Below are 7883 nucleotides of genomic sequence, written 5' to 3'. Positions count from 1 at the left end.
AATCAAATAATCACTATAAAGATCAAGCATATCCATTTAATTCCCTCCCTAAAATTAAGGGCGGAATTCTAATGCTTTTTAGTCAAACTACAAGTTTATGTGCGTAACATGAGTTATTAATTTGCAGCGCACAATAGGTATTAAAAAATAAATTAAAATGCGGCGGAATAAATATTATAAATTACAAAAAAATCAAAGAGTTAAGGAAATAAGTAGGGTGAAAGAAAAAGAAGCAAATTTATATTTGATTTACCTATCCATGTCGTGCCGAAAGTGGAAAACAGCGCATCAATTACGCTCCTTGCAGGTCAGCCGGGCTGACGCTGCAGGGGCGTCCTAAAATGACACCATAGGGGTTAACTATAAGTATTACCTAGTTGCGCTTGGTTAATTTGTTCATAAGCACGTTTCGCGGGAATGAAATTGGGGTATTGGGTTACTAGACGTTGTAAAATCATACGCGACATTGACTCATCACCTCGGTTCCATTCGTTTAAGGCATCAAGATAAATTCTATCCGCATCGCTACTTTCGAGCGCTGGAACATCATTCATTTCAATGGGTTCAATAAAACTCACTTTACCTTGATTGGCCTCTAGACGTTGCAAGACTTGTCGTGCTTGTTTATTGCCATTTTGACTCGCTTGTTCAAGCAAAAATTTACCTTTGTCTGGAATGCGCTCTCCCGCTGTACCATCCAGATAATAGGTACCTAATTGATATTGAGCATAAGCATTTTGTCTATCCGCTAATTTTTGATACAGAGTAGCGGAACGTTTTTGATCCTGATTAACACCTAATCCGTAATGATACATACGCGCTAGTGCAAGCATCGCCTTCTCATTACCCTGCTGGGATGCCTCTTCATAATATTTAAGCGCGGCTTGGAAATCAAGTTTAGTGGTGACTCCTGTTTCCGACAGTAGGCCTAAGGTATATAAGGCATTACTATTGCCTAAACTAGCTGCTTTTTTATACCAAGCCAAGGCCATTTGATCATTACGGGCTTGGCCTAAGCCATAAAAATACATACTGGCTAGCTGGTTCATAGCTTCCGGAAAACCTTTATCCGATGCATCGGTAAACAAGGCTCTTGCCCTTGGATAGTCAACCGCAATTCCCTTTCCGTATTCATACATAAGAGCCAAATTATAAATACCATACTTATCGCCTTGATTGGCGGCTGTTTCGTATGATTTTAAGGCTTGAGCATAGTCATCATCGACCGTTTCATAGAGGAATCCTAAAGCAACAGAAGCCTTAGCTAAATGTCGTGCAGATTTTTGATACCATTCTTTAGCTAAATTATAATCAGGTTCCCCAATTTGCCCTACTTGATAAAATTGCCCTAATAGGTATTGACCCAAGGCATTGCCCTGCTCAGCGGAGGCGGTATACCAACGTTGTGCTGCAATAGGGTCCGGAGTTGAACCTAGGCCTTTATCGAGCATGTAAGCCAATTTTAGCTGAGCATTGGAGTCGCCTTTTTCGGCTAAGCCCGTGTAGATTTGCTTCGCTTGCTGCAGTTTAGCCGGATCAGAATTTTGTTCGCTTTCAGCTAAATAATAATCGGCTAGAACAATACCGGCATGATTATTTCCAAGCTCATAAGATTTAACCAAATCAGGTAAAAAGGGCTGATTTACATCATGAGCTAATACGGCCAAATTGAAATCTGCGTAAGGAAATTGGGCCGCAGCTGATTGGCGTAATAAATCAGCGCCCCTATCCTTATCTAAGGCAATATTTCGACCTTCCGTAGTATAAGTACCTAAAATAAACTGGCTTACCGGATTATTTCCTGCTTGCTGATACCAATAAATTGCTTTAGCAGGATCTTTTGCTGTGCCAATACCCCGATCATAAAGCATGGCCAACAATAAAGCCGCTTTTTCATCACCGCTGTTAGCCTGCTCTTCAGCAGTAGCAAAGGCTTTTTGTTGTTTGACTTGGTCTTCATCCATGGCATTATAAAAAGCAAGTGGCAGATAGGCTTGAGCAACGCCATTATCCACAGCGCTGGTATAAAGTTGCCGTATTAAAGCCAGCTTATGTTTTTTAACCTCGACACTTAAACCTTGTGTACCTTCATGGGCCAAATAATCGGCTAATTGATATTGAGCCGGACCAAAACCATTCGCAGCAGATAAATACAGCATGGAGATAGCTTGCTCATGATTTGCTTTAATTAGCTCTTTACCATCTGCCCCTATTTTTCCTTGGTCTAAAAGACGCGCTAATACATATTGTGCGTTATCATTTCCTTTAAAAGCTGAATCGGTCAACCAATTTAGCGCAGTTTGGTAATCAGCATCCTCTTTAGCATGTTCTAAATATAAGACGCCTAGATTGTATTCTGCACCTAAATGTTGTTGTTCTGCGGCATTTTGATAAAAGACAATAGCAGCTTGATCGTTTTGCGCCACGCCAATGCCATACTGAAACATTTGTCCAATTTCAAACTGGGACTGAGGGTCACCTAAGATCGCACGGAAATACATTTGGTTAAACACAGTCGAATAATTGGCTTGTTTTTGCCAACCGTCTAACCAAAAGAGGGCGATAATATCTGCCGTTTCCGGCTCAGTCTCGATTCCATAATAACTTGCTTCCAGATAAGGTGCGGGTAAATCTTGTTTTGCTAACACCATACTGTTGACTTTTTCTAAAGAAACCATCTGTGGATTTAAAGGATATAAGGGATAAGTCCACTGATTTGCGGGAAATTCGTAACTTTTTCCCGATAAAGCATCATAATAGGCCGTAATGGGAATATCATTGGGTTGAGTTAATTCAAATCTTGGTTTAAAAATATCTTGCCGGCTTATGGTCTCCATTTGTGGCGCTAAGTTATAATTATTATTGCGCCAGGTGAGTGGATTTTTCCACGCACTGAAAATCCCACTCATTTGGTAAGGGGTATTTTCTAGCTTATCTGTTCTACCATTGCTCAACCATAAGGCGGCTAAAGCAAAAGCAGAAACCGGTTTAGCTTTTTCATCCTGGATCGCACGGGCAGCCCATTCGGATGCTAACTCTTGATTAGCGGCAACCCCTAAGCCTTTTTGATATAAAGCAGATAATTCCTTTTGCGCAGGAACAAAACCCTCTTGTGCCGCTTTCAAGGTCCACAGGAAGCCTGAGTTGGGGTCATAAATAGGACTTTTTTCCTGTAAATAGGCATGCGCTAACTCTAAATAAGCCTCGGGATCTTTTTGTTTTGCTGCCATGTTAAACCAGTCTAAAGCTTTATTACTATTTCCTTGAGTTAAAGCAAGATTACCTAATTCCACCATAGCGGGGGTATAATTCTGCTCTACGGCTTTAGTTAAAAGTTCAGTTGCTTTATTAACATCTTTGGTGACTAATTTGCCCGCAAGGTAGAGACCGGCAAGTTTGGTCAGGGCTTTAGGATTGCCATTTGCCGCAGCTTTATTTAACCAGATCAAACCTAGTTTAGTATTGCCTGAATGACGACTATCAATAAAATTTTCAGCTAAGGCAAATTGTGCCAGGGGATTACCACTTTTTGCCGCATCAATATAATAATGAGAGGCAACATCGGTATTTTTCTTAACCCCTAAACCATATAAATAAGCCGCCGCTAAAAATAATTGGGCGTTGATATCCCCTTCACTAGCTGCTTGCTTATACCATTTGACTGCTTGCTCAGGGTTTTTATCGTGCATAAGGCTGTATTTCGCCATTAATTGAACTGCTGGTAAATAGCCTTTTTCCGCTGACTTTAAGAAATAGCGCATGGCTAAGTCAGTATTTTTTAATTGGCCATAACCATAAAGATAAACACGCCCCAAATAATAATCAGCAACCGCATCTTTCCCGGTTTTACTAATTAGAGGCTCCAGGGCTTTATTGTAGTTACCCAAACGGTAGGCATCAAAATCATTATCAGCTAAAGCCTGTTGACTTGCTGAGGCTGCAAAAAAACATATCCAAGGTATTAAAGATTTCATGAAGATCCCCTCTTAATACAGCAACTACACGCCAGGAATTATGCCATAATGTACAACTTCATTGACGGCGCCATTTCGAGTATTACTATCTACTATCCAGTAATTGCCCTTATTATTCAATCCAAATTTCACATTGACATATTCGCATACTTTGATGGTCTCAGCGCAGTCAAGGATTTTTCCATACTCTTTTTTACCGTCACCAAGGCTACAAATAAATTTAACATGGGGCTCCCCTACCGCAAGCACCGCCCAAGCACCCCCTCTAATACTATGGTTATAACGCGTGGAGTATTCACTATCCTTATCACGCATTTGGTATAAGCTCACCGTTTCCGGTAATTTATTATAAAAGAAATACATGGATTGTAGGGCACCTTCTTTGCCAGGGAAGAGAGAGAGGACTTTTAGACTTTCCTCATAACCAACAGGCCGACAGCCAATGGGATAACGCGTTTCTTTTTCACTATCAAGCGCAGCTGTGTTCGTGTTTTTTTTGCCAGCAGCATAAAGCGAAGAGCAAAAACAACTACAAACTAGCATGTATGATAAAGCTTTAACCCCTGTTTTAGTTAGTGTTTTCATTATATTTTCTCACTGTCATTCAAAGGTCGAACGGTAACTTTAGTTCCCATAAAATTATTGCGCTCGCTAGAGAGTTCCACAAAATTTAAGTTAAGCCATTTAGCATCTTCGATAAACATCCGCACACAGCCATGGCTTGCTCTTACCCCAGGAATATCATCTGAGCCATGGAGCGCAAATCCCTTATGGAAATACATGCAGTAAGGCATTTTAGCCCCGCCCTTCCCAATAGGAAATACGTCAGAGGTACACTTGGAATTTTCTTTACTGAACACTCTAAAAATACCGGTTAAAGTTCTGCAGGACTTATTAGAATCAGAACATTTATCACGTCCTGAGGAAATTGGACCCCATAAGACTAAATTACCTTGGGCATCATAAGCCCCCCAGGCTAATTTTTCTTGATCCACTATAATTTGCTTTTCTGTTTCACCTTCAAGCTTTACCGGAAAAGGTGCTACATCTAATAGGGTAAGGTGCTCTAAATTTTTAGGAACGGCTATTTCTTTTCCAGCCCACAAATGGTTATAAGTCCTATTCACTCTCTGGACAATATCGCGCTGCACCGGATCTGGAAATAAATTCTCCCAGGTTTGCCCGGCGGCAACTTTTAGGCAGGTGTACTGAGGATAACCACATAATGCCGTTCCATAAAAACTTGCGGCATTCACTCCCATCATGGCGAATAACAGAGGAATTGCTAAAACTAGTTTCTTCATTGTGGGCCCCCTCATATTTTTTATATTTATATGCAAGAATCGTGCTGAAAATTAATTTTTATGCTCTTTATAATTTAAGTGTAGTAACAACTGCGACCTTACACCAAATCTTTTAACCAGATTTGCTATTTCGTAGATCCTAGATTTTTAAAATGACCAACCAATTGGGACAGCTTCTTGCATCGCTTGAGCCTAAGATAAAACTAGTTTAAAGCCACTAAAAGGCTAACTCGTTTTGCTTGAGTAGGAAAGCTGCGGGCAATTCATTTTTATTCGTCTGGATACCAGGGCAACAAGCATAAACCAAGGTGCATTAACCTATAATATAATGATAAATAAAGAAGAAATATATAAATTCTTTTATTTAAAAAACTGAAAGCCTATAGTCCTTAAGAATGGACTCTCCGTTCTAGAAACCTTATTAGCTAATAAGTGTTCTCTTTCCGCCGCTTGGGCCGATTAGTCATGAAAATAATGATAAATTTTGGCGGCCAAATTTTCATTAATCCCTGGTACCTTACTTAATTCTTCTAATGAAGCTTTAGCAAGATCACGTAATCCACCAAATCGCTGTAATAAAGCTTGCCGGCGTTTAGCACCCACACCTTCAATTTCTTCTAAGACGGATTGAGTTCGTATTTTTTGTCTTTTTTTACGATGGGCAGTTATTGCAAAACGATGAGCTTCGTCACGAATATGCTGCAATAAATGTGAAGCCTTAGAATCTTCTGCTAAAGTAAATTCATAATCTTCATTAACTAAGATAAAGCGCTCCCATCCGGCTTTACGACTAGGTCCTTTAGCGATACCTAATAATAATATTTCTGATAATTCAAGTTCCTTTAAGACTTGCTTGGCTATGCCCACTTGCCCTTTCCCGCCATCAATAATGATTAGATCAGGTAAGGATTGCATTTCTTTTAACCGTTTAAAACGACGGCTTAATACTTGTTTCATGGCGGCATAATCATCACCAGGAGTAATTCCGGTGATGTTAAAACGCCGGTACTCGCTTGAACAAGGCCCTTCGGCATCAAAAACAACACAAGAAGCAATAGTTGCTTCACCTTGGGTGTGACTTATATCAAAGCATTCCATACGCTCAATTTTTTTAGGCAGGGATAAAAGCTCTTCTAGAGCTAGATAACGCGCACGGATTGTAGCATATTGGGTAACATGCTCGGCGATGGAAATGCGTAAGTTATTTTCAGCAAAATCCAACCATCTTGATTTAATGCCACGAGGACTAACTTGGATTTTACATAATTTTTCCCGCTGTTGTGATAAAGCCTGCTCCAAAGTTTGTTTATCAGCAACCGGATGGTTAGTAATAATCAGCTCTGGAATACGCTCGGGATTCTCCAAATAATGAAAACCGATGAACGCAGAAAAGGTCTGCTGCCATAAACTTGGCATCTCTGATTCATCATCAAAGCTATGACTAGGAATAGCAGGGAAAAAACAAGTGCTGGAAAGAACTTGCCCCTCCCGAATCGTTACACATTGAATACAAGCAAAGCCTGGGCGTGCCTCAATGGCAATAACATCAGCATCGCCTCTTAACTGAACTACACTTTGTTGTTCTTGAATCAAGCGTAAATTTTTTATTTGATCACGTAAAACAGCCGCTTCCTCAAAATTTAATTGAGCGACTGCTTGTTCCATTCGCAAGCTTAGCTCATCTAAAATAAGCTGACATTTACCTTGTAAAAAGCGTATTGCATCGTCCAAGGACTGTTTGTACTGCGCAGGGGTAACATAATCTACACAAGGGGCCGTACATCGTTTAATTTGGTACTGCAAACAAGGCCTAGAACGCGCATTAAAATAACTATCGCGACAGTTACGTAACTTAAAAACTTTTTGAATAGTAGTAATGGTTTCTTTGACCGCCCCCATACTAGGATAAGGACCAAAAAAATTTCCATTTATAGGTTTTTTCTTACTTCGATAACTCTCAATGCGGGGGAATTGCTCATGGTTAGAAAGATGGATATAAGGATAAGACTTATCATCGCGTAATAAAATATTATATTTGGGTCGTAAGTTTTTAATTAAATTACTTTCTAAAAGTAAGGCCTCTGTTTCGCTGCGCGTCACTGAAATTTGAATAGAAGCAATCTGGCTTACCAAAGAGCGTGTTTTCACACCAGTATTTTGTTTAGAAAAATAACTAGAAACTCTTTTCTTTAAATTGGCAGCCTTACCTACATACAGGACATTCCCCGTCTCATCAAGCATCCGATAAATGCCTGGCTCGCTAGGGAGCTTGCTTATAAATACACTAAGTTCAGCGGCACGCTGTGATTTATCCATCTACAACTAATTACTCGTCTTGGGTTCTGTCCGAAGGACTATCAATGATTCGATGTTTCATTGCTAGATAAGTTAATTCTACATCATTTTTAATACTTAGTTTTTCAAACATGCGATAGCGATAACCATTAATGGTTTTACTACTTAGAAATAAACGCTCAGCAATATCTTTAGCTAGGTCCGGGGATCTGGAACAAAATTCAGGAAAAATAAGAGCTATTCCCGGTTTGTTAGTTCATTCACCTTACTCTCAGAATGGCTTATCCACAAGTCCATAGGCCAGGAGAGC

General features: G+C 39.9%; 5 protein-coding genes and 1 pseudogene. 1 reads left to right on the top strand and 5 read right to left on the bottom strand.

What is annotated here, in order from left to right; genetic code table 11:
- Nucleotides 1-356 precede the first annotated feature (356 nt).
- The 5 genes and pseudogenes from ELY15_RS11645 to ELY15_RS16740 all read right to left on the bottom strand — a co-directional run.
- Entirely contained in the window at nucleotides 357-3974 is a 3618-nt protein-coding gene (locus ELY15_RS11645) for an SEL1-like repeat protein (protein WP_127100205.1), read from the bottom strand.
- Between the two features lie 24 nt (nucleotides 3975-3998).
- Nucleotides 3999-4559, bottom strand: a complete 561-nt coding sequence (locus ELY15_RS11640; protein ID WP_127100203.1) for an endopeptidase IV — start codon at nucleotides 4557-4559, stop codon at nucleotides 3999-4001.
- The gene (locus ELY15_RS11635) at nucleotides 4559-5278 is read right to left on the bottom strand and encodes a L,D-transpeptidase (RefSeq protein WP_127100201.1); all 720 of its coding nucleotides are present in this window, start codon (nucleotides 5276-5278) and stop codon (nucleotides 4559-4561) included. The genes ELY15_RS11640 and ELY15_RS11635 overlap by 1 nt, the downstream gene beginning before the upstream one ends.
- Before the next feature lie 459 nt (nucleotides 5279-5737).
- Nucleotides 5738-7594: an excinuclease ABC subunit UvrC gene (uvrC, locus tag ELY15_RS11630; RefSeq protein ID WP_127100199.1), complete on the bottom strand. Its 1857-nt coding sequence runs from the start codon at nucleotides 7592-7594 to the stop codon at nucleotides 5738-5740.
- A 10-nt stretch (nucleotides 7595-7604) separates the two neighbouring features.
- Nucleotides 7605-7766 (bottom strand): annotated as a pseudogene (locus tag ELY15_RS16740) (LuxR C-terminal-related transcriptional regulator); the annotation flags it as partial.
- Here ELY15_RS16740 and ELY15_RS16170 point away from each other — a divergent pair.
- Nucleotides 7726-7872, top strand: coding sequence for a hypothetical protein (locus ELY15_RS16170; protein ID WP_158617460.1), 147 nt, complete (start codon nucleotides 7726-7728; stop codon nucleotides 7870-7872). The pseudogene ELY15_RS16740 and the gene ELY15_RS16170 sit on opposite strands and share 41 nt — an antisense overlap.
- Nucleotides 7873-7883 lie beyond the last annotated feature (11 nt).

The organism is Legionella sp. km772, assembly GCF_003989735.1.
Taxonomy (GTDB): domain Bacteria; phylum Pseudomonadota; class Gammaproteobacteria; order Legionellales; family Legionellaceae; genus Legionella.
This window is presented reverse-complemented; position numbering and strand designations above follow the sequence as displayed.

Coding starts and splice junctions, on each gene's coding strand:
- ELY15_RS16170 (WP_158617460.1), top strand. CDS start 7,726: ATGGTTTTACTACTTAGAAATAAACGCTCAGCAATATCTTTAGCTAGG.
- ELY15_RS11635 (WP_127100201.1), bottom strand. CDS start 5,278: ATGAAGAAACTAGTTTTAGCAATTCCTCTGTTATTCGCCATGATGGGA.
- ELY15_RS11640 (WP_127100203.1), bottom strand. CDS start 4,559: ATGAAAACACTAACTAAAACAGGGGTTAAAGCTTTATCATACATGCTA.
- ELY15_RS11645 (WP_127100205.1), bottom strand. CDS start 3,974: ATGAAATCTTTAATACCTTGGATATGTTTTTTTGCAGCCTCAGCAAGT.
- uvrC (WP_127100199.1), bottom strand. CDS start 7,594: ATGGATAAATCACAGCGTGCCGCTGAACTTAGTGTATTTATAAGCAAG.